25 protein-coding genes are annotated in these 26,634 nt (G+C 67.1%); 14 read left to right on the forward strand and 11 right to left on the reverse strand.

Features of this window, described 5'->3' with window-relative positions; genetic code table 11:
• Positions 1-19: 19 nt before the first annotated feature.
• The 7 genes from GGR25_RS13855 to GGR25_RS13885 all read right to left on the reverse strand — a co-directional run bounded on the left by GGR25_RS13855 (position 20) and on the right by GGR25_RS13885 (position 7,563).
• Positions 20-1,516 carry a xylulokinase gene (locus GGR25_RS13855; protein ID WP_183399358.1) on the reverse strand — a complete coding sequence of 499 codons (1,497 nt, stop codon included), beginning with the start codon at positions 1,514-1,516 and terminating at the stop codon, positions 20-22.
• A complete protein-coding gene (locus GGR25_RS13860) occupies positions 1,516-2,442 on the reverse strand; it encodes a phosphotriesterase family protein (protein ID WP_183399359.1) in 927 nt (308 codons plus the stop codon). The genes GGR25_RS13855 and GGR25_RS13860 overlap by 1 nt, the downstream gene beginning before the upstream one ends.
• Positions 2,439-3,212 (reverse strand): creatininase family protein, encoded by a 774-nt coding sequence (locus GGR25_RS13865; RefSeq protein WP_183399360.1) that lies wholly within the window; start codon positions 3,210-3,212, stop codon positions 2,439-2,441. The genes GGR25_RS13860 and GGR25_RS13865 overlap by 4 nt, the downstream gene beginning before the upstream one ends.
• Positions 3,209-4,057 (reverse strand): carbohydrate ABC transporter permease, encoded by an 849-nt coding sequence (locus tag GGR25_RS13870; RefSeq protein ID WP_183399361.1) that lies wholly within the window; start codon positions 4,055-4,057, stop codon positions 3,209-3,211. The genes GGR25_RS13865 and GGR25_RS13870 overlap by 4 nt, the downstream gene beginning before the upstream one ends.
• A complete protein-coding gene (locus tag GGR25_RS13875) occupies positions 4,054-4,914 on the reverse strand; it encodes a carbohydrate ABC transporter permease (RefSeq protein WP_183399362.1) in 861 nt (286 codons plus the stop codon). Before GGR25_RS13875 ends, GGR25_RS13870 begins: the two co-directional genes overlap by 4 nt.
• 73 nt (positions 4,915-4,987) lie before the next feature.
• Positions 4,988-6,376 carry an ABC transporter substrate-binding protein gene (locus GGR25_RS13880; protein WP_246409643.1) on the reverse strand — a complete coding sequence of 463 codons (1,389 nt, stop codon included), beginning with the start codon at positions 6,374-6,376 and terminating at the stop codon, positions 4,988-4,990.
• Positions 6,377-6,528: 152 nt separating this feature from the next.
• Positions 6,529-7,563, reverse strand: a complete 1,035-nt coding sequence (locus GGR25_RS13885) for a LacI family DNA-binding transcriptional regulator (protein WP_183399363.1) — start codon at positions 7,561-7,563, stop codon at positions 6,529-6,531.
• A 230-nt stretch (positions 7,564-7,793) separates the two neighbouring features.
• On the opposite strand from GGR25_RS13885, the gene GGR25_RS13890 reads away from it, so the two are divergent.
• The 7 genes from GGR25_RS13890 (at position 7,794) to GGR25_RS13920 (ending at position 15,689) form a co-directional block, all read left to right on the forward strand.
• Entirely contained in the window at positions 7,794-8,903 is a 1,110-nt protein-coding gene (locus GGR25_RS13890) for an ABC transporter ATP-binding protein (protein ID WP_183399364.1), read from the forward strand.
• Between the two features lie 33 nt (positions 8,904-8,936).
• Positions 8,937-10,052: an ABC transporter substrate-binding protein gene (locus GGR25_RS13895; protein WP_183399365.1), complete on the forward strand. Its 1,116-nt coding sequence runs from the start codon at positions 8,937-8,939 to the stop codon at positions 10,050-10,052.
• A 214-nt stretch (positions 10,053-10,266) separates the two neighbouring features.
• Positions 10,267-11,136, forward strand: coding sequence for an ABC transporter permease (locus GGR25_RS13900; protein WP_183399366.1), 870 nt, complete (start codon positions 10,267-10,269; stop codon positions 11,134-11,136).
• On the forward strand, positions 11,133-11,972 hold the full coding sequence (locus GGR25_RS13905; protein ID WP_183399367.1) for an ABC transporter permease: 840 nt from the start codon (positions 11,133-11,135) through the stop codon (positions 11,970-11,972). Before GGR25_RS13900 ends, GGR25_RS13905 begins: the two co-directional genes overlap by 4 nt.
• A gap of 12 nt (positions 11,973-11,984) precedes the next feature.
• Positions 11,985-13,094 (forward strand): pyridoxal-phosphate-dependent aminotransferase family protein, encoded by a 1,110-nt coding sequence (locus GGR25_RS13910; RefSeq protein ID WP_183399368.1) that lies wholly within the window; start codon positions 11,985-11,987, stop codon positions 13,092-13,094.
• 26 nt (positions 13,095-13,120) lie between these two features.
• Positions 13,121-14,491, forward strand: a complete 1,371-nt coding sequence (locus GGR25_RS13915; protein WP_183399369.1) for an LLM class flavin-dependent oxidoreductase — start codon at positions 13,121-13,123, stop codon at positions 14,489-14,491.
• A gap of 19 nt (positions 14,492-14,510) precedes the next feature.
• The gene (locus tag GGR25_RS13920; RefSeq protein WP_183399370.1) at positions 14,511-15,689 is read left to right on the forward strand and encodes a M24 family metallopeptidase; all 1,179 of its coding nucleotides are present in this window, start codon (positions 14,511-14,513) and stop codon (positions 15,687-15,689) included.
• Between the two features lie 14 nt (positions 15,690-15,703).
• Here the strand turns inward: GGR25_RS13920 and GGR25_RS13925 are convergent, their stop codons facing one another.
• From GGR25_RS13925 to GGR25_RS13935, 3 genes are read right to left on the reverse strand one after another with little or no spacing between them, the layout of a single operon-like run.
• On the reverse strand, positions 15,704-16,684 hold the full coding sequence (locus GGR25_RS13925; RefSeq protein WP_183399371.1) for an aldo/keto reductase: 981 nt from the start codon (positions 16,682-16,684) through the stop codon (positions 15,704-15,706).
• Complete coding sequence (locus tag GGR25_RS13930; RefSeq protein ID WP_183399372.1) at positions 16,677-17,555, reverse strand: amidohydrolase family protein; 879 nt, start codon at positions 17,553-17,555, stop codon at positions 16,677-16,679. Before GGR25_RS13930 ends, GGR25_RS13925 begins: the two co-directional genes overlap by 8 nt.
• A gap of 12 nt (positions 17,556-17,567) precedes the next feature.
• A complete protein-coding gene (locus tag GGR25_RS13935; RefSeq protein WP_183399373.1) occupies positions 17,568-18,554 on the reverse strand; it encodes an aldo/keto reductase in 987 nt (328 codons plus the stop codon).
• A 151-nt stretch (positions 18,555-18,705) separates the two neighbouring features.
• On the opposite strand from GGR25_RS13935, the gene GGR25_RS13940 reads away from it, so the two are divergent.
• The 6 genes from GGR25_RS13940 (at position 18,706) to GGR25_RS13965 (ending at position 24,737) form a co-directional block, all read left to right on the forward strand.
• Positions 18,706-19,920 (forward strand): ABC transporter substrate-binding protein, encoded by a 1,215-nt coding sequence (locus GGR25_RS13940; protein ID WP_183399374.1) that lies wholly within the window; start codon positions 18,706-18,708, stop codon positions 19,918-19,920.
• Positions 19,921-20,093: 173 nt separating this feature from the next.
• Entirely contained in the window at positions 20,094-20,966 is an 873-nt protein-coding gene (locus GGR25_RS13945; protein ID WP_246409645.1) for a branched-chain amino acid ABC transporter permease, read from the forward strand.
• Positions 20,967-20,984: 18 nt separating this feature from the next.
• Positions 20,985-21,998, forward strand: a complete 1,014-nt coding sequence (locus tag GGR25_RS13950) for a branched-chain amino acid ABC transporter permease (protein ID WP_183399375.1) — start codon at positions 20,985-20,987, stop codon at positions 21,996-21,998.
• Positions 21,995-22,720 carry an ABC transporter ATP-binding protein gene (locus GGR25_RS13955; protein WP_246409649.1) on the forward strand — a complete coding sequence of 242 codons (726 nt, stop codon included), beginning with the start codon at positions 21,995-21,997 and terminating at the stop codon, positions 22,718-22,720. Before GGR25_RS13950 ends, GGR25_RS13955 begins: the two co-directional genes overlap by 4 nt.
• Positions 22,717-23,448: an ATP-binding cassette domain-containing protein gene (locus tag GGR25_RS13960; RefSeq protein WP_183399376.1), complete on the forward strand. Its 732-nt coding sequence runs from the start codon at positions 22,717-22,719 to the stop codon at positions 23,446-23,448. Before GGR25_RS13955 ends, GGR25_RS13960 begins: the two co-directional genes overlap by 4 nt.
• Entirely contained in the window at positions 23,445-24,737 is a 1,293-nt protein-coding gene (locus GGR25_RS13965; protein ID WP_183399377.1) for a nickel-dependent lactate racemase family protein, read from the forward strand. The genes GGR25_RS13960 and GGR25_RS13965 overlap by 4 nt, the downstream gene beginning before the upstream one ends.
• A 103-nt stretch (positions 24,738-24,840) precedes the next feature.
• Here GGR25_RS13965 and GGR25_RS13970 read toward each other — a convergent pair whose 3' ends face one another.
• Positions 24,841-25,587: a FadR/GntR family transcriptional regulator gene (locus tag GGR25_RS13970; protein WP_183399601.1), complete on the reverse strand. Its 747-nt coding sequence runs from the start codon at positions 25,585-25,587 to the stop codon at positions 24,841-24,843.
• A 127-nt stretch (positions 25,588-25,714) separates the two neighbouring features.
• Here GGR25_RS13970 and GGR25_RS13975 point away from each other — a divergent pair, with 127 nt between their 5' ends.
• The gene (locus tag GGR25_RS13975) at positions 25,715-26,626 is read left to right on the forward strand and encodes an NAD(P)-dependent oxidoreductase (RefSeq protein WP_183399378.1); all 912 of its coding nucleotides are present in this window, start codon (positions 25,715-25,717) and stop codon (positions 26,624-26,626) included.
• The last annotated feature ends 8 nt before the right edge of the window (positions 26,627-26,634 follow it).

Raw genomic sequence — 26,634 nt, forward strand, 5'->3', positions numbered from 1 at the left:
TGAAAAGGGGAGGGCGATGTCAGGCGTCGGCGGCGCGCGAAAGCTCGGCGTCGGCGAGGCGGCGATAGCGCTCATAGGCGGCGCGGGAGGCTGCGATCCGCTCAGGGCGGGGATCGAAGCGGCGGCTGGTCGCGACCGTCCGCCGCACCACGGCGTCGAGCGAGCCGGCGCCGATCGCGACCTGGGCCATCAGCGCGGCGCCGACGCTGGAGGCGTCGAGTTCCTCGATCCGTGTGACCGGGCGTTCCAGCACGTCGGCGATGATCGCGCACCAGGCATCGACCCGGGCGCCGCCCTCGGCGACGCGCACCTCGGCGATGTGGCCGCCGAGCCGTTCGAACAGGCGCGTGCAGTCCTTCACATTGAAGGCGACGCCCTCCATGACGGCCTGCACCATTTCGCCCGCGCCATGCGACGAGGCGAGGCCGTGAAAGGCGCCGCGCGCGCCGGCCCGTGGCACGGGCGTCGCGGAGCCTTCGAGGAAGGGCAGAAAGGTCACGCCGCGCGCGCCGGCCGGCACGTCGTCGGCGAGTGCCGTCATCGCCTCGAAAGCGAGCGGCAGGCGGCCGTTCAGCGACAGCGTCCGATGCAGCCAGGCAAGGCTGAGCCCGCCGCTCATCACGAGGCCGAGCCAGATCGAGCGCGCGGGATCGGCATGCGGCAGCAGCCAGAAACCGGGCTCCATACCCGAGCGCGGCAGTCCGTCCTCGGCCAGCACGACATGGCCGGCCGTGCCGAGCGTGACGCCGAGCACGCCGGGTTCGACCACGCCGCAGCCGACCGCGAGCGCCGCGACATCGCCGCCGCCCGGCGCAACCGGCAGGCCGGACGGCAGCCCGGTCGCGGCGGCGGCTTCCGCGCCCAGATGGCCGGCGACGGCGAGCGAGGGCGCGATCGGCGGCAGCAGGCCGGCATCGAAGCCCGCGGCGTCGGCGAGTTCGCCGATCCATGCATGCGTGCGCGCATCCATCATCCCCGTCGCCGAGGCGTCGGAAGGATCGGTGGCAATCGCGCCGGTCAGGCGATGGAGGATATAGTCCTTGACCAGCAGGATCCGCCGGGTCGCGGCGAGGTGCTCGGGTTCGGCTTTCGCGAGCCAGGCGAGCTTGGCCAGCACCGCAATGCCGGTCAGATCCGTCGCGGCGCGCTCGCGCAGCAGCGCGCCATGCCGCGCGGCGAGTTCGGTTGCCTGTGCCGCGCCGCGCGTGTCGAGCCAGATGATCGCCGGCCGCAGCACGCGGTTGTCGCCATCGAGCAGAACGACGCCGTTGAGCTGGCCGGACAGGCCGATGCCCGCGATCCGCTCCGCGCCGATCGCCGCCACGATCTCGCGGATGGCGGCGAGGGTCCCGCGCCACCAATCCTCGGGATCCTGCTCGACGAAGCCCGGCGCCGGGCTCGTCATCGGATAGGGCCGGCTCGCCCGCGCCAGCACGCGGCCGTCGCCGCCGACGGCGACGACCTTGACCGCCGACGTGCCGACATCGATGCCGAGCGTCGCCCCGTCCTTGCGCATCAGGCCTCGCCGGCGAAGAAGCGGCGGGGATTGTCGACCAGCAGCATGGTGAGTTCGGCCTCGGTGAAGCCCTCGGCCATCAGGCGGTCGCGGAACTGCGTCAGCACATAATCGAGGCCCGGTCCGCCGCCATACGAACGCCAATAGCTGGGACGGCCGAGATCATTGCCGATCAGCACGCGCTGGCCGTGGCCGCTGTCGAGCATGTCGCGCAGCGCCGTGACGCGCCGGCTCTCGGGGCCGTATTTCGACTTGCCGAAGCAGTCATAGCCGACATAGACGCCGAGCGCGGTGATGCGCTTGTGGTCCGGCAGATCGAGATTGCGGTCCATATGCGAGAGCGCGATCCGGTGCGGCGCGACGCCCTTCTCGATCAGTAGCCCCGCCTGCTCATAGCCCATGGTGCCGGCGGTGGTATGCGTGATGACCGGCCGGTCGGTTTCCAGATGCGCGGCCGCGGCGACGCGCACCAGCTTCTGCGCCGTGTCGTTGAAATTGTTGTACTCGGTGCCGCACTTGATGATGCCGGCCTTGATGGTCGTGCCGTCCATGCCGATGAGGCAGTCGCGCACCGTGTCGCGGATCATGTCGGCCTCGGAGACCGAATGCGCCCAGCGGCCCATATAATGCGGCCGGTTGTAGCCGGCCGTCATGATGACGTTCACCTCGGGCACCAAGTCGGCGATCGCCTTGATCTTCGCCGTGTTGCGGCCGAAGTCGACGGCGGTGAGCTCGCACAGCGTCCGCCCGCCCGCCTTCGCGAAGCTCTTCAGCTCCTCGGCGGATTTCTCGACCGAATCGAGCGCGAAATCGGGATCGCGCGCATGCAGCCAGGTCGGCGGCTCGACATAGAGATGCTCGTGATAGTCGGTGATGCCGAGCTGGTCCGCGGTGATCGGACCATTGACGGTCATGATCTCGCTCATTGCTGCTCTCCTTGGTCTTCTTGAGAAATCAGTCCGTGCCGGGCGAGGAAGCCCGTCCAGAGCGCGGCCGAGCGGGCGGCGCCGAGGCCGATCCAGCGCCGGCCCTTCTCGGCCGTCGCCGGCGTCGGATCGCCGAACACGCCGCTGCGCATGATGTGGCCCATGGACAGCTCCGACTTGCCATAGTCGGGCGGCACCGGCGGATAGTCGGGCGCGGCGAGGTCCATCCGAACGAGGTCTGGCGCGATGGCGAGCATCAGCGAGGTCTCGATCTCCTCGGCATGGAAGTCGTCGGCCCAGGGCTTGCTGTCCGCCTCCGCCGTCATCTCCTTGAGCCCGCCATACATGCCGTAGAGCATGTGGATGCCGTAGCGATCGTGGATCAGCTCGCGCAGCGCATGCTTCAGCGGCTGCGGATTGGAGCCGTGGCCGGAGATGACGTAGAGCGCCTTGATGCCCCAGCGGTCGAGGCTTTCGGCGACGTCGCGGATCACCTGCATATAGGTGTCGAAGCGTAGCGTCAGCGTGCCCGGCACGTCACGCCAGACCCAGGCATAGCCGAGCGGCAGCGCGGGGAGGACGAGACCGCGGCTCAGCTTCGCCGTCTCGAGCGCCATCGTCTCGGCGATCATCGTGTCCGTGCCGGTCGGCAGATGCGGGCCGTGCTGCTCGGTCGAGCCGACGGGCAGGATGGCGAAGGGTTCGCGCGCCACGAAATCGCGGATCTCGGGCAGGCGGGCCCTTACAGCTTCCAGATAGCGGTCGGTCATTTCACGGCTCCCGATGCGAGGCCCGCCACGATATGGCGCTGCGCGAAGCCGACAAAGATCAGCGCCGGGATCATCGAGCAGATCGAGACGGCGGCGATCAGCGGCCAGTCGAACGACATGGTGCCGGCGAGCGAGGCGACGGCCACGGGAACGGTCTGCGCACCGCGCGCCGTCAGCACGAAGGCGAGCAGGAACTCGTTCCAGGAGAAGATGAACACGACGATCGCGACGGAGGCGAGCATCGGCCGCGCGATCGGCACGATGATATAGAGCAGGATCTGCAGCGGGCCTGCGCCATCCAGCATCGCCGCCTGGTCGAGCTCCTCGGGGATCGAGCGGAAATAGGTGAGCAGCATCCACACCGCGAGCGGCAGCGTCAGCGTCAGATGGGCGAGCGAGACGGCGACCCGCGTGTCGAGCAGGCCGAGCGCCTTGAACAGCACGTAAAGCGGCAGGATCACCGCGAAGACGGGCGCCATGCGGACCGAGATCACCCAGAAGGAGAGATTGTCCTGCGCCTTGCCGGTCATGCGCGCCAGCGCATAGGCGGCGGGCGTGCCGAGCAGCAGCGTCAGCACGACATTGGACAGCGCGATGATCAGGCTGTTCTGGAACGCGCCAAGGAAGCCCTTGGCGACGATCGCCGAATAGGCGTCGAAGCTCGGCGTGAAGATCAGCTGCGGCGGCAAGGCGAGCGCCTGGTTGCGCGTCTTCAGCGAGCCGAGGGCCAGCCAGGCGATCGGCAGCAGCACGAAGGCCAGCGCGAAGATCGTGAAGGCAAGCCGGGCGATGCGCACGCTCGCCGGCACGGGCGGCCCGTCGTCATGGATGCGTCGGCGGATCATGTCGCGGGCCTCAGGAAGCGGCGATAGGCGATGGAGGCGCAGACCGTCGTCACGACCACCATGACGACGCCGAGCGCCGCGGCGAGGCCGAAATCGAAGCGCTGGAACGCCGACTTCCAGCCGAACAGGGCGAGCGTCTGCGTCGCGCGGCCGGGCCCGCCCTTGGTCATGACATAGATGAGCTCGAAGGTGTTGATCGCGTCGATGACGCGGAAGAGCAGCGCGACGACGACGGCCGGGCGGATCATCGGCAGAGTGACGTGCAGGAATTCCTGGAAGACATTCGCGCCGTCGAGCCGGATCGCCTCGTAATAGTCGCGCGGGATGCTCTGCATCGCGGCGAGGAAGATCAGGAACATGAACGGGGCGCGGCTCCACACATCCGCGATCACGACCGAGATCATCGCGCCCGTCGGATCGGCGAGCATATTCATCTTGAGCCCGAGCCCCGGCAGCAGGAAGGCGCCGAGGAAGCCCATCTCGCCATTCATCAGGAAGCGCCAGGTGAAGCCCGCCACCACCGGCGGGATCACCAGCGGCATGATGACGATGGAGCGCAGCGCCGAGGGCGTGCGCGGCGCCGAGAGGGCCAGCGCCAGCCCCATGGCGAAGGCGACCATCAGCGCGGTCGAGGCGACGAGATAGACCAGCGTCACCCAGACGGCGGAGGTGAAGTCGGCCGAGCGGAACAGGACGCGGAAATTGCCGACGCCGTCGAAATAGCGCTCGGGATCGGTGACGATCCAGTGCGTCAGGCTCATCCAGACCAGATAGCCGGAGGGGAAGAGCACGACGGTTCCGAGCGCCAGCACCATGGGCACCACGAACCAGAAGCGCCAGTCGTTGAAGATCGCCATGCCGTCCGCAATTCGCGAGGAAGAGGCGGCGCCCGGTCCGGTGGAGCGGGCGCCCTGTTGGTTCAGCAGCGGTCTACTTGTAGTAACCCGCGCGCTCCATGCGCTCCTCGGCCCAGCTCTGCAGCTCGGCGAGCGCTTCGTCGGTGGTCTTCGTGCCGGCGATGGCCTCGGACGCCGCCGTGCCGATCTTGTCCATGAACTCGTTCAGCTCGGGGATATAGGGGAAGTAGTGCGGATCGGCGCTGATGAAGGCCGCCTCGACGCCGTCCAGCGTCTCCTTCGGCCATTTCGCGGTCAGCACCGGGCCATGCATGATCGAGGGATAGGTCGTGTAGGGCCAGCCGATCTGCGTCGCGAAGTCCTCCATCACCGGCTCCGAGGTCATGAAGGCGAGCACCTTGTAGGCGGCGTCCTTGTCCTTGGAGAAGTTGGAGACGCCGACGGAGAAGGTCCAGAAGCTCTCGATCGGCTTGCCTGACGGTCCGATCGGGCTCGGGCCATAGGCGCTGAACTGCTTGACGGCGGGAACCTCGGAGCCGGGAATGCCGGCGAAGCCGTTGATTGCGGAGGGCAGCAGCACGACCGCCTTGCCCTGGCCGTAGAGGTTCATCATGTCGACCCAGGTGTGGGTCGCGATGCCGGGCGGGCCATAGTCCTTGGCCCAGTTCACGAAGGTCTCGAAGCCCTTCTTGAAATCGCCCGTGAAGATGGGCTTCGCCTTCTTGGCCTTGATCTCCGCCGGGGTCGTGGCGCCGCCCTCGAACCAGGCCGGATAGCCGGCGAAGGCGAAGACGAAGCCGGCGAGGTCGAGCGAGGGCTCCTCGCCCGGGGCGCCGCGCATAGTCAGCGGATAGACGTCGGTGATGCCGTCCTTGGCGAGGCCGGCCTTGATCGTCTTCAGCGCGGCTTCCATCTCCTCGGTCGTCTTCGGGAAGGTGGTGATGCCGTATTTGTCGAAGATGTCCTTGCGATAGACGACGCCCGGACCGAACGAATAATAGGGCAGGGCCCAGAGCTTGCCGTCGACCGTGTTGGCCTCGAGGAAGGGCTTGTAGACCTTCGCGGCGTCGAAATAGTCCTTCGCCTTGTCGAGATGCCCGTCGAGCGGCTCCAGATATCCGGCCGCCGAGAAGGTCTGCACGGCGCCGTCGCTGCCGAGCATGACGAGGTCGTAATTGCCGGTGCCGTTGACGAGGTCGAGCAGCACCTTCTGCCGGGCGACCTCCTCGTCCGCATATTCCATGTTGACGGTGATGCCCTCCTTCTTCTCGAAGTCGAGCAGCTTCTGCGTCTTCTCCGTGCCCGACGGCCCGAACAGGTCGGCCCAGGCGAAGCCGGCGCCGAAGCCGACGATGTTCACCGTCGTCTCGGCCCGCGCCGGGGCCGTCGCGGCCATCAGCCCCGCCGTGAGGCCGGCCGTCAGCGTCGCGGCGAGCGCGGCGCGGTTCAGCATCTTCAACATGGAAGTCTCCCGAAATGAGCCCCTCGCGGAGCCTGCGGTTGTTCCCTTTGGCAGCGCCCGGATCGCCTGAAACGACGTTTTATTGGAGCGCTCCAATAACGCCAGCGAACGCTCTTAGGCCCGACTTGTCAAGCGGCTTCGGAGGGCTTTCGTCAGGCGGCGGCCGTGGCGCTGAACGGTGCTGAACTGCGGCGCGTCATGAGGCGGGGCGGAACCAGGATCTTCGAGACCGCGGCATCAGGCTCGGCGAGGCGCGCCATCATGGCGGCGATGCCCGCGCTGGCGAGATCGCCGGCGGACTGGTGGATGGTCGAGAGCGACAGCGTCTCGGTGCCGGCCAGCGTCACGTCGTCATAGCCGACGACGGAAAGGTCGCCCGGCACGGAGAGCCCTATCCGCATCGCCTCGTTGATGAGGCCGATCGCCGTCATGTCGTTGGAGGCGAAGACCGCCGAGGGGCGCCAGTCCGGTTCGGCGAGAAGCGCCCGCGCCGCTCGTGCGCCGGCATCGATCGTATAGGCGCCCTCGATGATGCGGATCTGCCGTTCGAGCCCGTGCCGCTCCATGGCGCGGCGATAGCCGTCCCGGCGCCGCTCGGCGCCCGGCGAGGCGCCGCCATCGACATGGGCGATCCGCCGGTGGCCGAGCGCGACGAGATGATCGACGGCCAGAATGCCGCCGGTGACGTCGTCTGTCGTGACGCTATCGACGGCGACGACCTTCAAGAGGCGGCCGACATAGACCATCGGGATCCAGCTGGCGACACGCGCGATTGCCGGCTTCTCGAACGGCGCCCCGATCGCCAGCACGCCGGAAACGCGGTGCGCGATCAGCGTCCGGATCGCTTCCTCGGCCTTCTCGTCCGTGTCCGCATCGATCGAGACCAGCGCGCTGTAGCCCTCGGCGCGGGCGAGGCCGCTCGCGAGCTTGGCGATCTCGGCCTGCAGCGGGTTCTCGATTTCACCGACGACGATGCCGAGATAGCCGGCCTCCGCCGAGGCCAGCGAGCGGGCGACGAGGTTCGGCCGGTAATCGAGCGCGGCGGCCGCTTCCATGATGCGCTTGCGCGTCTCCGGGCTGACGGCGCCCTCGCCGCGGATCGCGAGCGAGGCGAGGCTCCGCGACACGCCCGCATGGCGGGCGATATCGGCGAGCGTCGCGGGGCGCTGGGGCGGCTTCTTCGTCATTCCCTCGTCCTCAGAGCGACGACTGTCATCCGGCCGGCCGCAACTGGTCAAGGGAGGGCGCACGCCCGCGGCCCATGCCGGCCGGCCTTTGGTGCGTCGGGGAATATTGTACCGCCAACATGCCGAACTTCGGAATGGACTTGCTCGCCGCGCGGATTCCGGCACCTTACGAAATGGAGGGGTTCCCTCATGTGCTGCGGGACTAGGCCCTGGACTTCGAGACTGCCACCATGCCGCGTAACCTGACCTCGGACACCCCGACAAGTGCGGTGTCGCTCGAGGGCGTCAGCAAGAGCTATGACGGGCGCCGCGTCCTTGCCGATCTCTCGCTTGAGGTCGCCGCGGGGGAGTTCCTGGCGATCGTCGGCCCGAGCGGCAGCGGCAAGACCACCGTCATGCGCATTATCGGCGGCTTCGAGGCGCCCGATGCCGGGACGGTGCGGATCGCCGGCGAGGACGTGACCGAGCTGCCGGCCGAGCGGCGCAGCGTCAACACCGTGTTCCAGAGCTATGCGCTGTTCCCGCATATGAGCGTGATCGAGAACGTCGCCTATGGCCCGCGCATGCGCGGCCTGTCGCGGCGGGACCGGCGGAAGAAGGCGGCCGAATTCCTCGATCTGGTGCGCCTTTCCGATTTCGCCGAGCGTCGGCCGCACGAGCTCTCCGGCGGCATGCAGCAGCGCGTGGCGCTTGCCCGCGCGCTCGCCAACGAGCCGACCGTGCTGCTGCTCGACGAACCGCTCGGCGCGCTCGACCGCAAGCTGCGCGACGAGATGCAGCGCGAGCTTCGCCGCGTGCAGGCCGAGCTCAAGGCCACCTTCATCTATGTGACGCATGACCAGGACGAGGCCTTCGGCATGGCCGACCGGCTCGCCGTCATGCGCGAGGGCCGCTTCGAGCAGATCGGCCCGCCCGCCGAGATCTATGACCGTCCAGTGAATGGCTGGGTCTCGCTCTTCGTCGGTTCGGCGAACACGATCGCTGCGCGCGTCGAGCGGGCCGGCGTCCTTCAGGCCGATATCGGAACCATCGAGGCGGATTATCTGGCGCCCGGCCTGGCCGCCGGCGACCGCGCGCTCGTCGCGATCCGGCCCGAGGCGACGCGCTTCGTGCCGCAGGCGGGCGCGAGCGGCGCGAACCGCATCCCGGCCGTGCTCGCCGATGTCGTCGCGATCGGCCCGTCGCTCAGGCTGCGCGCCGCGACCGCCGGTGGCCTCGCCTTCGAATCCGTCGTGCAGCGCCATGCCGGCGATACGAGCGAGCCTCTGCCCGGAACGCCCGTCTTCGTGACCTTCGACGCAACTGCCGCCCGCGCCTATCGCGACGAGCGGCCCAACTGAACCCACCTCTTCTTCGCAACCGCGGGACCGACCATGACGATCTTCAGGACTGCTCCTTCCGCCCGCTCCGGCCTCAGCCGGCGCACGCTCTTGACGCTGCTCGGCGCCGCGCCCGCGACGGCGGCGCTCTCCGCCGCACTGCCGGGCGGCTTCCGCGCCCGCGCGGCGGACGCCCAGCTCAACATCTATTCCTGGCCGGATTATTTCTCGGCCGACAATCTCGCCGCCTACGCCAAGAAGACCGGCGTGACGCCGAACATCTCGACCTATGATTCGAACGAGACGCTGTTCGCCAAGCTGAACAGCCCGGCCGGCGCCGGCTTCGACCTGATCATCCCCTCGTCGAGCTGGATCCAGCAATTCGCCGCCAAGGGCCTGCTTCAGGAGCTCGACCACAGCCGGCTGAACCTCGCCTCGTTCGACCAGGACCTGCTCAACCGCGACTATGATCCCGGCAACAAATATTCGATCCCGAAGGACTGGGGCGTCCTCGGCGTCGTCTATGATCCGGAAGCCGTCGGCGGCGAGATCAAGACCTGGGAGGATTTCTTCAAGGCCTTCGAGAAGCCCGAGGTCTCCGGCAAGATCCGCCTGTCGGATTCCGGCTGGGAGACGATCGGCCCGCAGCTGTGGATCGAGGGCAAGGACTGGAACACCGCGACGTCTGACGAGATCCGCGCCGCCGGCGAGAAGGTCAAGGCGCTGGCGAAGCACGTGAAGTCGTTCTCGGGCCTCGATCCGAATGCGGTCGCCAATGGCTCGATCGTGCTGGCGCAGACCAACCAGGGCACCGGCCGCGCGATCATCGGCCTCAATCCGAAGCTGAAATGGGTGGTGCCGGGCCCGTTCAGCGAGCTCTGGGTCGACAATTACGCGATCCCGAAGAACGCGCCGAACCTCGACCAGGCCTATGATTTCCTCGCCTATCAGCTGCAGCCCGACGTCCAGCTGGCCGAGACGCAATATATCGGCTTCCCCGCCGCGCTGGCCGGCCTCGAGGAGAAGCTGCCCAAGGACACCAAGAACGCGGACCTGATCTTCGGCGGCAAGGACCTCGACTTCTCCAAGCTGACCTCCTTCGTCGTCAATCCCGACACGATCGGCACCTATCTCCAGGTGCAGACGGAGATCCAGGCGGCTGCGGGCTGAGGCGGCGGGATCATCGCTTTCCGGATGGGTCGGCCGTGAACAGGCGTTCACGGCCGACCGCATTTCACCTCCGGGGTGAAGGCGCCATTGCCGTCTGCCTCGGCGGCAGATTCATCGTCGTCGACGCTCTGGCGACCAGATTGCCAAAGCGGACTATCATGACCGCTCCGGCGAATTCCCGATCGCCGGCGTCCGGAAGCGCGTTCGTCATCCTATGACCACCCCATCCCGCTCCAGCCTCTCAGCCCGCAGCGCCGACCATGTCGTCGCCGCCATACCGGCTGCCTGGCTGGCGGTGTTCTTCCTCGCGCCGCTCGGCTTCACCGTGGTGTTCTCGTTCGCGCGCAGCGTCTTCGGCGGCGTCGAGCTCGCCTTCACCTTCGAGAACTACCGGACCGCGCTCACCGGCTTCAACGGCGCGACCTTCCTGCGAACGATCATCTTCGCAGTCTCCGCCTCGGCGCTCTGCCTCGCGGCGGCCTATCCGGTCGCCTATTTCCTCGCCCGCCACACAGGCCGCCGGCGCGCGATCGCGGTCGTGCTGATCCTGGTGCCGTATTTCTCCAGCTTCCTCATCCGCATCATGGCGCTGCACATGCTGATGTCGCGCGGCGGCTTCGCGGAGACCGTGCTGAACGCGCTCTATCTGCATGGCGGGCCGCTCGACGTGCTGGATACGCAGACCGCGGTCTTCATCGGCATGGTCTATGCCTATCTGCCGATCGCCATCGTGCCGCTCTTCGTGGTGCTCGACCGCATCCCGAAGCCGCTGCTGGAAGCGAGCCGCGACCTCGGCGCCTCGCCGCTCAAGACCTTCGTCTTCGTCACGCTGCCGCTGTCGCGCCCCGGCGTCGCGACCGCCGTGCTGCTGACCGTGGTGCCCATGCTCGGCGAGATGGTGATTCCGCGCCTGCTCGGCGGCTCGAAGGGCGTGCTGATGGGGCAGGCAATCTCGTCGCAATTCCTGCAATCGCAGAATTATGCCCTCGGCGCGGCCATGGCTGTGCTCGTCCTCCTCGCCGTCGGCGTCATGGTCGTGCTGCTCGCCCGCCTCACCAAGGGCTTCGCGGAGATCGGCCAATGAGTGCGCGCGGCGTGATGGGCGCCCGCTGGGGCGCGCGGGGAACGCATGCGGCGCTGGCCATCTGGTACGCCGCTGCCGTCCTCTTCCTGTTCGCGCCGATCTTCGCGGCGATCGTCTACTCCTTCAATCTCGGCGTCGTGAACAAGCAGACCGCGACCATCACCGGCTGGACGCTCCAATGGTATCCGGCCGCGTGGAACGACCTGTCGCTGCGCCGTTCCGTCGAATCGAGCCTCATCGTCGCGTTCTGGTCGGCGCTGATTTCCGTGCTCGTCGGCGCGGCGCTCGGCTACGCGATCGTGCGCCATCCGCTGGCCCGCGCGCGCGCCGTGCTGGCCGCGCTGACCTATATCCTGCTGATCGTCCCGGAATCCGTCATCGGTGTCTCGCTGCTGCTGTTCTATGCCGAGACGGGCATTCCGCTCTCGACGGCGACGCTGGTTGCCGGCATCACGCCGATGGCGATCGCGGTCGTCGCGCTGATCGTGCGCGCCCGCGTGCTGACGCTCGAGCGCCGCGTCGAGGAGGCGGCGGCCGATCTCGGCAGCAGCCGCGCCAAGACGCTGTGGTTCATCGTGCTGCCGCAGCTCGCGCCCGCGCTCGCGGCCGGCGTGATCATGGCCTACACCTTCTCCTTCGATAATCTCGTTGTCTCGGCGTTTCTCACCACGCCCCAGATCAACACGCTGCCGGTCTATCTCTATGGCAGCCTGCAATACGGACCATCGCCCGCCGTCTATGCGGCCGCGTCCGTCGTCTTCGTCTTCACCCTCTCCATGCTGGGCGTCGCCGCCTTGATCTACCGGCTCGCCCGCCGCCCGCAGTCCGCCGACTGAACGGAACCCGCCATGCCCGCGCCCGCCTACAATTCCCTGCTCGACACGCCGACCTATCCCGCCGAGCGCTATGCTCCGCTCGCCGACCGGCTGAAGCGCCTGCTCGCCACCGAGTCGGACCTCCTCTTCATCCAGGCGGAGGCGATCCTGTCGCTGGAGGCGATCGCGACCTCGATCGCCCGGCCGGGCCTTTCCGCGATCAATGTCATCACCAGCCCCTACGGCGCCTATTTCGGCGCCTGGCTGCGCCGTGGCGGCGTCGCGGTCACGGATGTCGTCGCGGAACCGGGCCAGCCGATCGCGGCCTCGGCGGTCAAGGCGGCCATCGCGGCGCTGCCTTCGGTCGACATCGTCGCCGTTGTGCACGGCGAGGCGGCGAACGGCGCCCTCAACCCGATCGCGACGATCGCCGCGGATGCGCGCGCAGCCGGCGCCCTCGTCGTCGTCGATGCCGTCGCCTCCTTCGGCGGTCATCCGCTCGCGATCGATGCGCTCGGCATCGACATCGCGGCGATCGGGCCGCAAAAGGCGCTGGGCGGTCCGGTCGGGCTCTCTGCCGTGACCGTGAGCGCGCGCGGCTGGGCGGCGATCGGCAAGGTGCCGTCCTTCTCGCCCTCGATCCTGTCGCTGCAGGAGCTGAAGGAAAACTGGCTCGATCGCGGCCGCGGCGTCCTGCCCGGCACGCCGTCGCCGCTCGAATTCTGGGCGCTGGAAGCTGCGATCGACCGGATCGAGGCGGAGGGGCTCGAGACCCTCGTCGCCCGCCACCAGCTGGCGGCGAGGGCCAGCCGCGCTGGCCTGCGCGCGCTTGGGCTGGAACCATGGATCCGCGATGACGATGCGGCGTCCGCGCTCGTCACGGCGGCGCCGGTGCCGGCGGGCGTCGATGCGGAAGCGCTGATCGCGGCGGCCGGGCGCTTCGGTGTCGCGCTCGGCCGGGGCTTCGGCGACATCAAGGACCGCCTCGTACGCTTCGATCATACCGGCGCACGCGCGGCCTTCCCGTCCGTGGTCGCGGCCGTCGTCGCCTATGGCGCCGCGCTCGAAGGGTTCGGCATCGCCGTCGATGTCGGTGCGGCGGCCGAGGCCGTGGCGCGCAGCTATGCGAAGGCCGCGGCCTGATCGGCGCCCAAGAGGAGCAATCCGCAATGGCCGAGCGGCTTATCCACCTGAACGCGTTCGAGAACGCCTCGCCCGTCAACATTTCCTCGGGCCTCTGGCGGCACCCGGAAGACCAGTCGCACCGCTACAAGGACATTCGCTACTGGACCGAGCTCGCCATCATGCTGGAAGGCGCGGGCTTCGATTCGATGTTCCTCGCCGATATCCTCGGCATCTTCGATCTCTACCAGGGCAAGACCGACGCGACGCTCAGGACCGCGACGCAGGTCCCGATCAACGATCCGCTGTTGATCATCTCCGCCATGGCGGCGGCGACGCGGCATATCGGCTTCGCGGCAACCGTCTCGCTCACCTATGAGCACCCCTATTCCTTCGCCCGGCGCATGACGAGCCTCGATCATGCCAGCGACGGGCGTATCGGCTGGAACATCGTCACCTCCTATCTCGAAAGCGCCGCGCGCAATCTCGGCCTCGACAGCCAGATCCCCCACGACCAACGCTATGACCGCGGTGACGAGTTCCTCGAAGTCGCCTACAAGCTGTGGGAAGGCTCCTGGGAGGATGATGCGGTGGTGATCGACAAGGCGCGCGGCGTCTATGTCGATCCGGCCAAGGTGCACAAGATCGCCCATCACGGCAGGCACTTCTCCGTGCCCGACGCCTTCCTCGCCGAGCCCTCGCCGCAGCGCACGCCCGTGCTGTTCCAGGCCGGTTCCTCCGCGCGCGGCCAGCAATTTGCGGCCACCCATGCCGAGGGCGTCTTCGTGCATGGCACGCGGCCGGAAGTGATTGCGCCGGTCGTCGCCAATATCCGCGCCCGCGCCGCCGCGCTCGGCCGCGACCCGCGCTCGATCAAGGCTTTCGCGGTCACGACGATCGTCGCGGCCGAGACGGACGAGGAGGCGCAGGCGAAATACCGGGACCTGCAGAGCTATGCCGACTATGAGGGCGCCATGGTCCAGTTCTCCGGACCGCTCGGCCTCGACGTGTCGAAATTCGATCCCGACCAGCCACTCACCGAAATCAATCCCAACGCCGCCCATTTCACGGCGCAGCTCTTCTCGGCCGCCGATCCCGACCGCGTCTGGACATTGCGCCAGATCGCCGAATATCTCGGCGTCGGCGGCATGGGTCCGAAATTCGTCGGCTCGGGCAAGACGATCGCCGACGAGATGCAGCGCTGGGTCGACATTGCCGATCTCGACGGCTTCAACGTGACCTATGCGATCCGGCCGGGCACCTTCGTCGATACGGTCAAACATGTCGTACCGGAACTGCGCCGCCGCGGCCTGATGCGCACGGCCTATCCCGGCACGACGCTGCGCGAGACCCTCTACGGCGCCGGCCAGAAGCGGCTGCGCGACGACCATCCCGGCAAGCGGTACTGGCGCGGCTGACGCGCGGCAAGGAGCAGCCATGTTCGACCTTTCCGCCGCCCAAAGCTTCATGCGCGCCAACGCCATCGACGCCTGGCTGCTCTATGATTATCGCGGCAGCAATCTGTTCTTCTGGAGCGTGCTCGGCGAGAGCAAGACGCCGACGCGGCGGGCCTTCCTCGTCATCCGTACTGAAGGCGCACCGGTTCTGGTGCTGCACACGGTCGACCAGATGTTCTTCATCGATATCGCGGTCGAGAAGCGGGTCTATCGCGGCTGGGAGGAGATGCGCGCTTTGGTGCGCGACCTGCTCGGCCCCGCACAGCGTCTCGCCGTCGAATATTCGCCGGACGGCGCCGTGCCGACGGCGTCGTTCCTCGATGCGGGCACCGCGGAGTGGCTGCGCGATGTCGGCTATGACCTCGTCTCCTCGGCCGATCTCTTCCAGGTTTCGGCTTCGGCCTGGGACGACTATGCGATCGACTCGCACAAGCGCGCCTGCGTCGTCGTCGCCGGCATCAAGGATGCGGCCTTCGACCTCGTGCGGCAGGCGATCCGTCGCGGCGAGAGCGTCGGCGAATATGAGCTGCAGCAGTTCATCGTCTCGGAGTTCGATCGGCTCGGCCTCGAAAGCGAGGGCTCGCCCGTCGTGCAGGTCAACGAACATTCCGGGCAGGTGTTCTACGAGCCGCGCCCTGGCGCCTCGTCGCCGATCGGCAGGGGTGACTGGCTGCTGATCGATTTCTGGGCCCGCTTTTCCGGCGAGCGCAATGTCTATTCCGATATCGCCTGGGGCGCCTATGCCGGCGAGGAGATCCCCGCGCGGCTGCAATCGGTCTTCGATCTGGTCAAAGAGGCGCGCGACGCGGCGCTCGCCGCGATCCGCAATGCCTGGGCCCGAGGCGAGACGCTGGCCGGATACGAAGTCGATGACGTGGCACGCGGGATTATCGCCAATGGCGGCTTCCGGGCGAACTTCCACCACCGCACCGGCCACTCCATGGGACCGGGCAAGCGCCTGCACGCGCTCGGCGTCAATCTCGACAATCTCGAAACCCACGATACGCGGCTGATCCTGCCGCGCACCGGCTTCTCGATCGAGCCGGCGATCTACCTGCCCGAATTCGGCGTTCGCCTGGAGATCAACGTCTTCCTCGATCCCGTCGCGGGCCCAAGCGTAACGACGCCGATCCAAGACGAGATCGTCCGGCTCGTCTGAACTGCCGCGCCCGATCAAGGCGAGACGCGGTCCTCCTCCAGCGCCTGCCAGAACGACGGCGGAATGGGGTGGCGCGACCAGGCAAGGTTCTCGCCGACCCGCTCCGGCCGGCTCATTCCCAGAACGGCAGCGCTAACCTGCGGGTGTCGCAGGGGAAATTGGATCGCTGCCGCCTGCAGCGGAACGTCATGGGCGGCGCAAATGGAGGCAATCCGCCGCGCTCGCGCGACCACCTCTGGCGGCGGCGCGCCATAGTCATAGGTCGTGCCGGCCGCTTCCGGCCCCGCCGCCAAGATGCCCGAGTTAAACACGCCGGCCACCACGATCTCGGTGCCCTGCCGCGTCGCTTCCGGCATGAGGTCCGCTTCAGCCTGCCGGTCGAGCAGCGTATAGCGCCCCGCCATCATGATGGCATCGAACCGTCCGGCCTTGAGGAAGCGCGTCGCGACATCGCTTTCGTTCACGCCGACGCCGATCGCCCGGATATGCCCGGCCTTGCGCAGATCGTCGAGCGCGCGATAGCAGCCCTCTATCGCCTCGTCGAACCGCCGCTCATAGGCGTCGCCATGCGTGAAGCGGTCGACGTCATGGATATAGATCAGGTCGAAGTCGTTGATTCCAAGGCGGTTTGCAGATTGCTCAAGCGCGCGCAGCGTGCCCGCATAACTGTAGTCGAACACTGGCTTCAGCGGCAGCGGCTTTGCCCATAGCCCGTAATCGACCGCTTCGCCATAAGGCGGAACCATATAGCGGCCGACTTTGGTCGAGACCGTCACCGTGTCGCGTGCCACCGTTCTCAGAAAGCTGCCGAGGCGCAGTTCGCTGAGGCCATGCCCGTAGAGCGGCGCGGTATCGAAATAGCGCAGGCCCGCCTCATAGGCGGTCGCCAGTGTTTCCGCCGCTCGCCCCTCCGGCACATCGCGGTAAAGCGTGCCGAGGCCGCTGGCGCCGAAGCCGAGGCGCGAGCGAAAGCCGATCCTGCTGCGCTCAGTCATGGCCGGCGCCGCCATAGCCGGGCAAGCGGTAAGCTTCGACCGCGGATCGGCCGAAGATCTGGGCCCGTTCGTCCGCAGAGAGGTCGACGAGGCATTCCTCGAGGGCCTCGACGACGCGGGGATAGCTCGCGGCGACCAGACAGACGGGCCAGTCCGTGCCGAACATGCAGCGATCCACGCCAAAGATGTCAAGCACCTCAAGCACATAGGGCTTGAGGTCCTGCGGCGTCCAGCTCTGCCAATTTGCCTCCGTCACCATGCCGGACAGCTTGCACCACACGTGACTGCGCTCGGCGCGGAAGCCGCGCATCAGCGCCGCCCATTCCTTGAAGCCGCCATTGCGGATCTCGGGCTTGGCGATGTGGTCGAGCACGAAACGCTGATCCGGCAGCGCCGCAGCCGTCGCCACGCATGAGGAAAGCTGCGGCAGGTTGGGCACGAGATCATAGACGAGCCCGGCCGCGCCGACGGCCAGAAGCCCGCGCCGGACATCGGCGCGCAGCAACCAGTTCGGATCGGCCTCGGTCTGGATCAGATGCCGCACACCGACGAGCCACTTGCCCTCCGGGGCGGATTTGAGGCTCGCGATCGTCGCCGCGACGTCGGGGTCCGTCAGGTCGATCCAGCCGACGACGCCGGCGACGAAGTCCGTCGCCGCCGCCGTGCGGATAAAATCCCATGTCTCGCCGAGATCGTTCCAGGTCTGGACGAGCACCGTGCCGTCTATGCCGCATGCCTCGAGCGCCGGCCGCAGATCGGCTGGGGCGAAAGGCCTGTTGATCGGCGCGAACGGGCCGCTCAGCCAGGCATAGTCGCCGCCGGCGGCTGGGTTCCAGAAATGGTGATGGGCGTCGATCCTCGGCGAAGACATGGGATTTCCTGCTTACCAGCGCTGGTGCACGTAGGGCTTGATCGTGGTGTCGTAGATCTCGCGGATCGCCCGCATCGTCGCATCGTCCAGCGGCGACAGCTCCGCCGCCTCGGCATTGGAGCGGGCCTGGGCCGGGTTGCGTGCACCGGGGATCGCGACCGTCACCGCGTCGAACATGAGGATCCAGCGGAGCGCGAACTTCGCCATCGTGGTGCCGCCGGGGACCAGCGGACGCACGCGCTCGACCGCCTCGAGGCCGACCTCATAGGGCACGCCCGAGAAGGTCTCGCCGACATCGAAGGCCTCGCCGTTCCGGTTGAACAGGCGATGATCGGACTCGGCGAACTTGGTGTCCTTGGTGAACTTGCCGGAGAGCAGCCCGCTCGCCAGCGGCACGCGGGCGATGATGGCGACGTTCTTCTCGCGCGCCTGCCTAAAGAACTGCTCGATCGGACGCTGGCGGAAGGCATTGAAGATGATCTGGACGCTGACGACGCCCGGATATTCCATCGCCTTCAAGGCTTCCTCGACGCGCTCGACGCTGACGCCATAGTCCTTGATCTTGCCCTGGCCCTTGAGCTTGTCCAGGCGCTCGAACACTTCCGGATGATAGTAGAGGTCCGTCGGCGGGCAGTGCAGCTGGACCAGATCGAGTGTGTCCATCTCGAGATTGGCGCGGCTGCGGTCGATATAGGCCGTGAGGTTCTCGAGCGAGTAGCCTTCAACGGTCTGCGCGGGCAGGCGGCGCCCGGCCTTGGTCGCGATATACGGCCGCTCGCCGCCGCGCTCGCGGACGACCTTGGCAATCAGCTTCTCGGAATGGCCATCGCCATAGACGTCGGCGGTATCGATGAAGGTGACGCCGGTGTCGAGCGCGGCATGCAGCGCGGCAAGGGCCTCGTCGTCGTTCACCTCGCCCCAGGAGGCGCCGATGGCCCAGGCGCCGAAGCCGATTTCGCTCACTTTGCGGCCGGTTCGGCCGAATTCCCTCGATCTCATCAGGATCTCCTTTGCGTCGGCCGCCCGGTCGCTCGGCCTGCCAGGGCTGTCTTTGCCCTTGCTTGACATCCCCCGTCAATGCCATTAACAGGAAACATGGTTGTACGACAACCCGGTAAGACTGCAAAATTTGTCCTGGGAGGAACAAACCTTGCGCTCACTTCTTTTGAGAAGCGCGTCGGCAGCGCTTTGCCTTGCCGCATCGGCCTATTCGGCGTCCGCCCAGGACGCCGACACGATCAAGATCGGCGTCGTTGCCGCCGAGTCGGGCGCGTTCGTTTCCGCCGGCCACACGCTGCCGGCCGGCGTGGGCCTGGCGGTCAAGGAGATCAACGATGCGGGCGGGGTGAAGATCGGCGACAAGACCTACAAGATCGAGCTCCTGAAGCGCGACGACCGTACCGACATCGCGACGGCGATCGCCGCGACGCAGGAACTGGTGCGCGACGACAAGGTCGCGGCGATCTTCGGTTCGGAGTCGCACGACTTCACGCTTGCGATGGCCAAGATCACGCAGCCCGCCAAGGTGATCCACTTCGCCGGTAACAGCACGCTGGCCAAGGTGCTCAATCCCCAGTCCGTCGCGCCCGGCGGCGAGGATCACTACCTCTTCCAGTCCGAGCCGCAGGAATTCCAGCGCTCGGGTTCGACGGCCCGCGGCGTGCTCAGCCTGTTGACCCCGCTCGTCGGCCATCCGCTGAAGAAGTCGGTCGTCATCGTCGGCAATGACGCGACCGGCCAGTTCCTCACCTCCTATTACGTGAAGGCGCTGAAGGCGGAGGGCCAGGAGGTTCCGGAAGTCATCGCCTATCCGCCGGATACGACGGACTTTTCGCCCTTCCTGACCCGCGCGAAGAGCCTCAATCCGGACGTCGTGCACTTCTGGTACAATGGTGACTCGACGCTGACGGCGCTGCCGCAGGCGCTTGAGCTCGGCGTGGCGCCCAGCTATTTCCTGTTCGGCGTCGATCCCGGCATCTGGAAGGAACGCGGTCTCTCGGCAGATGTGCCCGTGGCCATGAGCTGCGTGCCGATCTGCTGGGGCGAGTCCTCCAACGCCAATGCGAAAACCTATTTCAGCAATTACTTCGCAGCCGGCGCGCCGAAGGGTGTGACCTCGTCGGTCTCGCTCCTCTACTACGACTATGTCCACTTCCTCGCCGATGCCTGGGAGAAGGCCGGCACGCTCGATCCCGACGCGACGGTCGCCGCGCTGGAGAGCATGCATCACAAGGGCGTCGTCTCGGACGATCTGTCGTTCAACGCCTCGCACCAGGTCACCCACGCCACCGAAGTCTGCGCCGCGGCGCCGGGCGGGGCGATCACCTGCGCCATGCAGCAGCCGCCTGCCGAAGCGCCGAACTAGACGAGCGAGGGGGATATCGGTCCGCGTGAAGAAAGCGAGACCGATCAAAGCGATGGGGCCGTTCTGCTCTTTGCGGAGACGCTGAACGGCTCCTGGCCCTCAATCCTTGCGGACGGCGCCATGCGTGCCATGCCGTCGGCAACTCCGGCTCATACATTCGGAAGCGGACACCGATGTTGCCTATCCTTATCCAGCAGCTGCTGAACGGCCTGTCGATCGCGAGCGTCATCACGCTGATCGCCGTCGGCGTCACGCTCATCTTCGGGCTGACCGGAATCATCAATTTCGCCCATGGCGAATTCCTGATGATCGGCAGCTTCGTCACCTGGCTCGCCGTGCAGGCCGGAACAGGCTTCGTGCCGGCGCTGGTGATCGCGATCCTGGCCGTCGCCCTGATGGGCCTCGTCCTCGAGCGCGGCCTGTTCCGGTTCACGCTGACGCGACCAACGAACGGGTTCATCGTCTCGCTCGGCCTCATCGTCGTGCTGCAGCACGTGGTCATTCTCTTCTTCGGTCCCAACCAGAAGAGCATCCCCCGTCCGCTGGCCGGGGTCTGGGACGTGGGCGGCGTGCGCATCGCCTCGGTGCGCGTCATGGTCATCCTCGTCACGATCGCCGTCGTCGCCATGACATTCGTGATGATCACGCGAAGCCGCTATGGCCGCGCCCTCCGCGCGGCCGTGGAGGATCGCGATACGGCGGCGCTGATGGGCATCCCGGTCCGCCGCTACATCACCGGCGTCTTCGTTCTCGGCAGCGCGCTCGCCGGTCTCGGCGGCGCCCTCCTGATCGCGCTCTTCCCCGTGACTCCCTTCACCGGCGGAACGATGGTCATGAAAGGTTTCGCCGTCGCACTGATGGGCGGCCTCGGCAATCTTACAGGCGCCGTGGTCGCCGGCCTGATCCTCGGCATCGTCGAAGGGTTCAGCGCGGGCTACGGCTTCTCGGAATGGACCGACGCCTATTCGTTCGGCCTGATGATCCTCGTCCTGCTCGTGCGGCCCAACGGCCTATTCGGCGGCACGAGCGGACCCAAGATGGCCTGATCCGGGCGCAGCATGATCATGAAAAGCAGTTCCTCGCCTCTCGCCTCCCTGCTGCCGGCGCTCGCGGTGCTCGTCGTCCTGGCACTGGTTCCCGCGCTCGGTCCCAGCAACCGCATCCTGTCGCTCGCCATATCCGCGGGGATCAACATCGTCGCGCTTTATGGCCTGGCAGTGCTGTTCGGCCAGACCGGCATTCTCTCCATGGGCCATGCCGCGCTTGTCGGCGTCGGGGCGTATACGGCGGCCATCCTGGCGCGCGACCTCGGCATCGGCTTCTGGGTCGCGCTTCCGCTCGGCAGCCTGCTGGCCGCGGCGGTCGCGGCCATTGTCGGCGTGCCGTCGCTCCGGGTTTCCGGGCACCATTTCGTCATCATGACCTTCGCCTTCGGCCAGTTGCTCAGCATCGTGCTGACCAATGGCGGCGCCTTCACGGGCGCGGCGACGGGGCTCGACCTGCAACTGCCCGTCACCTGGTTCGGCCGACCCGCCGGCGATCTCGTGCCATACTATTTCATTGTCATTGCCTTCGTCGCCATCAGCGCCGTCGCGAGCTGGCTCATCATCAACTCCTCCTATGGCCGCACGCTGCGCGCGATCCGCGAGAACGAGAAGCTGGCGGCGTCGCTCGGCATCAATGTCGGCCGGCACAAGATCGGCGCCTTCGTCGTCAGCGGCCTGTTCGCCGGCGTTTCCGGCGTGCTGCTCGCCTATTTCTTCCGCCACATCTCGCCCAACCAGTTCTCGGCCTTCCCCTCGATCTATCTCGCGCTGATGGTCATGATCGGCGGCGCGCGGCTGCTGCTCGGGCCGATTGCCGGCGGCATCCTCGTCTCGTTCCTGCCCGAGATGCTCAATCTCGATCCGGTTGAATCGCGCATCCTCTACGGAATCTGCCTGATCGCGGTGATCCTGCTGCTGCCGAACGGCCTCATCGCCGGCCTGTTCGACGGGCTGCGCGCGCTTGGAAGGCGGCTCGTCGGTTCCGCCCCGCGCCCCAACGTCCCGACCGACGGCACGTCGGAGACCGCATGATGAGCGCCATTCTGCAAATCGAAGGTTTGCGCAAGCAGTTCGGCGGCGTGACGGCACTGGCCGGCGTCGACCTCGCGATACAGGAGGGCGAGATCCTCGGTGTGGTCGGGCCGAACGGCTCCGGTAAGACGACACTCTTCAATGTCGTGACGGGCGTTCACAAGCCGAGCGGCGGGCGCGTGCTCTGGCATGGGCGCGACATAACGGGTCTGGCAGCGCACCAGATCTCGGGTGTCGGCATCGGCCATACGTTCCAGCAGGCCATGGCCTTTCCGGGGCTGCCGGTCATCGAGAATGTGCGCATCGCCTGCGAGCATGCGCGCCGATCGTCCCGTGCCTATCCCTGGACCACGCCGGAGGCGCTCCTGCGCTTCGTCGGCCTTTCCGATCTCGCCGGGGAGCGCGCGGGCGTCCTGCCCTTCGGCAATCTCCGCCTGCTCGGTATCGCGCTGGCGCTGGCGACACGGCCCTCGCTGATCCTGCTCGACGAACCGGCAGCCGGGCTCAACGACAAGGAGACGCTGGCGCTTGTCGGGCTGGTCAAGCAGTTGCCCGAGCATGGCATCAGCGTCTGCGTCATCGACCACGACATGAAGCTGATGCAGATGCTTTGCCGGCGGCTGGTGGTTCTCGACTTCGGATCGAAGATCGCCGACGGGCCGATCCGCGATGTGTTGAACGATCCCAAGGTTCTGGAAGTCTATCTCGGGGGCGTGCTGTGACGCTTCTTTCGGTTCGCGGCATCACGACCGGCTATGGCCCCTCCATCGTCAACCGCGATGTCTCCCTGACGCTCGGCGAAAACGAGATCATCACGATTCTCGGTCCGAACGGCGCCGGCAAGTCCACGCTGCTGCGCACCATTGTCGGTCTCGTCCGTCCGCGCGCCGGCAGCGTCGTGATGGACGGGGAGGATCTGACGGGTCGTACGCCGGACGTCATGGCAAAGCGCGGCCTCGTTCTGGTGCCGGAGGGGCGGCGCATCTTCGCCGACATGACGGTGGCGGAAAATCTGCGCCTCGGCGCCTATGCGCGGCGCGATGCCGACGGCATCGAGGCCGACGTCGAGGTCATGGAGGGGTTCTTCCCGATCCTGGCGGCAAAGCGCCAGCAGAAGGGTGGCTCGCTCAGCGGCGGCCAGCAGCAGATGCTGGCGATCGCGCGCGGCCTGATGGCTCGCCCGCGGGTTCTGCTGCTCGACGAGCCCTCGCTCGGCCTGTCGCCGCTGCTGGTGAAGGAAATTCAGGCGATCATTCTCGGCATCGGCGCGCGCTTCGGCGCTTCCGTTCTGCTCGTGGAGCAGAACGCCGGTCTGGCGCTCTCGGTGGCATCGCGCGGCTACCTCATGCAGAACGGCCGCATCGTCACCTGCGGCCCGATCTCCGAGCTGAAGGACATGGCGCTGATGCGCGAGCTCTATCTCGGCGGGGCGACGGAGCCAGCGTCATGAGCCCGGAACCGATCGCGCTATCCTATGGGCGCGGCCATCTGCCCGTGCGGCTGCCGCCGGGGTCGGTCGGCCATGTCATCCGCAAGCAGCCGCTGCCCAAGCTCGCCGATCCCGCGGCGGCCCTTGCGGCGGTGCTGGCCGATCCGATCGGGTCGCGGCCGCTCGCCGAACTCGCGCGGGACCGGAAGAGCGCCTGCATCCTCGTCTGCGACATTACGCGGCCCGTGCCGAACCGGCTTTTCCTGCGGCCGATGATCGAGGTGATGATCGCATCCGGCATTCCGCTCGCGGAGATCTCGATCCTCGTCGCGACCGGTCTGCACCGGCCCAATCTCGGCGACGAACTCGCAGAGCTGATCGGCGATCCCTGGGTGCTTGAGCATGTGCGGATCGTCAATCACGACGCACGGGATGATGCCGCCCATGTCGATCTCGGCTATACGCCGGTCCGCCGGACCCCGGTGAAGATCGATCGCCTGTTCGCTGAGGCGGATCTGAGGATCGCGACCGGGCTGGTCGAACCGCATTTCATGGCTGGCTGGTCCGGAGGCCGCAAGGTGATCGCGCCCGGCGTGGCCCATCACGAGACGATCAGGACGTTTCATTCCGCCCGCTTCATGGAGGACCCGCTCGCGGTCCAGTGCAACCTCATCGGCAATCCGCTGCATGAGGAGCAACTGGAAATCGTCCGTATGCTCGGCGAGGTCTATGCGGTGAACACGGTGCTCGACGAGGACCGCGATCTCGTCTGCATCACCTTCGGCGAGATCATCGCCAGCCATCAGTCCGCGGTCGATTTCGTTAGCGCGGCGACGCAGGTGCCGCTCGACCGGCGCTTCTCAACCGTCGTGACCTCCTCCGCCGGCTATCCGCTGGACAAGACCTACTACCAGACGATCAAGGGCATGGTGACGCCGCTGGACATCCTTGCGCCGGGGGGAACGCTCATCATCGCTTCGGAATGCTCGGAAGGCTTCGGCTCGCCCGAATTCCGGGACGCCCAGGCACGCCTGGTCGCTCTCGGTCCCGACCGGTTCCTGGCGACTCTGACGGCCAGGCGTCTCGCCGAGATCGACGAGTGGCAGACGGAGATGCAGCTGAAGCCCATGCGCCTCGGCGAGGTCGCGTTGTTCACGACGGGCCTTGCGGGCGAAAGCCGCCGGCTGACGGGCGTCACATTGATCGATGATGTCGATGCCGCAATCGCAAGGAGCGTCGCGCGCTCGGGTGATCCCCACGTCGCGGTGATTCCGGAGGGGCCCTATGTCGTGCCGCGCTTCGCACCATAGCGTCAGGCGGCATCCCGGCGCTTCACTGGCTACCTTTGCGGTGGGATGCCGTTCTGCGGTCGTCGTGCGATCAGGCGGGGCCCGCGCGTCGCTCACGCACGCGTCACGAGGAGAGTTTCGCGTCCCGCATCTCTCCGAAGCGCGCCATACTCTTGGTGAGATGGCTCCGGATGGTTCGCCGCGCCGCCGCCTCGTTGCCGTCGCGGATGGCGGTCAGGATCGCCTGATGCTCGCGCCGCATGCGTGCCGCATGCTGTTTGCGTTCCGCGGGCGTCATGCGATCGAGGCGCGCCCACTGGCGCGGGACCATGCTCGTTCCGAACGTATCGAACAGCCGCGCATAATAGGGATTCTGGGTCGCCCGGAGAATCGCGCGGTGGAAGGCGTAGTCCTCCTCCGCGCCATAGCCCCCGCTTTCGATCGCCTCGTCGAGCGCGGCAAGGCACGCCTGCATCTGCTCGATGTCGTGTTCGGTACGACGAAGCGCTGCGAGACCCGCGGCCTCGCATTCGATGCCCAGCCTGAGCTCGAGCACGCGGCGGACCTCGTCGATCGATTCGAGATCGTCGGGCAGGATCGTGAAGGAGGTCGGCTTGGGATTCGCGAGGACAAAGGCGCCGAGCCCCTGGCGGGTCGCAATGAGGCCCTTGGCCCGCAACGTCGCGAGCGCCTCGCGGACGATAGTGCGGCTGACGCCCGTCGCCCGGACGATCTCCTGTTCGGTCGGCAGGCGCTGGCCGGGCTTGAGGGCGCCAGACTCGATCTGGGCGATGAGCGTGTCGGCGAGGCCGCTACGCAGATTGGGGCCCTGGTGGATGGCGCCGAATACGACGTCGTCCTTGTCGGTCATCTGGCTGTGAAATCCCGCAATGAACTGTTGCGCTTGCGCACCTTGCCTGTTGCTAGCGTAATCGCGCGCGAAAAGCAAAACCGATCGTTGTCGTAAGCTGGTACGAAACAAAAAGGAAAGTAACGGCATGAAGGAACGGATCGGATTCGTCGGTGTCGGCGCCATGGGTTCGGGTATGGCAGGTAATCTGCTTGCCAAGGGCTGGCCGATTACCGTCCTCGCGCATCGTCGACGTGAGGCGATCGATCGCCTTGTCCAGTCAGGCGCAGAGGAGGCCGCCAACGCGCGTGATCTCGCTGTTGCAAGCGATGTCGTTATTCTCTGCGTCACTGGCTCCGACCAGGTCCAGCAGCTTCTGGCCGGGCCGGACGGCATCGTGGCGGCCGGCAAGCCGCTCCTGCTCATCGATTGTTCGACATCCAACCCGTCCGTGACGACACGGCTCGCCGCGGATCTCGCGCCGCGCGGCATAACCCTGATCGATGCCCCGCTGGCTCGTACGCCCAAGGAGGCGGCCGAGGGGAAGCTCGACGTCATGATCGGCGGGCCGGAGGAGGCCGTGGCGCGTGCCCGGCCCATTCTCGAGGCTTTCGCAGCGCGCATCGTCCCGACGGGGCCGGTCGGGACCGGTCACACCATGAAGCTGCTGAACAATTTCGTGTCGATGAGCTATGCGGCGGTCTATTCCGAGGCCCTGATGCTGGGCGCCAAGGCGGGCCTGACGCCGCAGGTCTTCGACAGCGTTCTGCGCGGCAGTCGCATGGATTGCGGCTTCTATCGCGCGTTCTTCGAATTCGTGCTGGAACGCGACGAGAATGCGCAGCGCTTTGCGATGGTCAACGCGTTGAAGGACATGTCCTATCTCGCATCGTTCGCGCTGGCCTCCGGCGCGGTCAATCCGATCAACGCCGCCGTGCGCAATTCCTTCGCGACGGCCGTCGCCGCGGGGCAGGGCGAAGCGTTCGTGCCGGCGCTCTCCGACGTGATCGCGGCGGCCAATGGCCTATCGCTCGTCGGTCCGGTCGATCGGGCCGAATGAGGGCCGGA

It is taken from the genome of Kaistia hirudinis, from assembly GCF_014196455.1.
Classification (GTDB): Bacteria; Pseudomonadota; Alphaproteobacteria; order Rhizobiales; family Kaistiaceae; genus Kaistia; species Kaistia hirudinis.